Source organism: Streptomyces gelaticus, from assembly GCF_014649535.1.
Classification (GTDB): domain Bacteria; phylum Actinomycetota; class Actinomycetes; order Streptomycetales; family Streptomycetaceae; genus Streptomyces; species Streptomyces gelaticus.
This window is the reverse complement of record NZ_BMTF01000107.1, coordinates 1-627: the sequence shown is the minus strand read 5'-3', so window position 1 is coordinate 627 and position 627 is coordinate 1. Positions and strand designations below refer to the sequence as shown.

At 71.8% G+C, this 627-nt stretch carries 1 protein-coding gene; it reads right to left on the bottom strand.

Translation table 11 applies throughout. From position 1 onward, the window contains the following. On the bottom strand, positions 1 to 627 hold a 627-nt coding region (locus IE107_RS34595; RefSeq protein WP_189548292.1), incomplete at both ends, for a DUF2637 domain-containing protein.

Genomic DNA, 627 nt, shown 5'->3' with positions numbered 1-627 from the left:
GGCCGGTTCCGGGGCGGGGGGCAGCAGGGCCGGTTCGATGCCCGCGGCGGCGAGGCCGGCCGGAGCGGTCTCGGCCAGCGGGACTCCGTACTTCGCCAGGCGCAGGGGCATCAGGGACTCGACGGGGGCCTTGCGGCGCCAGTTGCGTCCGAAGCGGGCCTGGAGGCGGGCCTGGTAGATCAGCCGGTCCTGTTCGAGCTTGATGACCTGCTCGTACGACCGGAGCTCCCAGAGCTTCATCCGGCGCCACAGCTTGAACGTCGGTACCGGGGAGAGCAGCCAGCGGGTGAGCCGGACGCCCTCCATGTGCTTGTCGGCCGTGATGTCGGCGATCCGGCCCACGGCGTGCCGGGCGGCCTCGACGGCGACCACGAAGAGCACCGGGATGACGGCGTGCATGCCGACGCCGAGCGGGTCGGGCCAGGCCGCGGCGCCGTTGAAGGCGATGGTCGCGGCGGTCAGCAACCAGGCGGTCTGGCGCAGCAGCGGGAACGGGATGCGCAGCCAGGTCAGCAGCAGGTCCAGGGCGAGCAGGACACAGATCCCTGCGTCGATGCCGATCGGGAAGACCAGCGAGAAGTCCCCGAAGCCCTTCTGGAGGGCGAGCTCACGCACCGCCGCGTACGA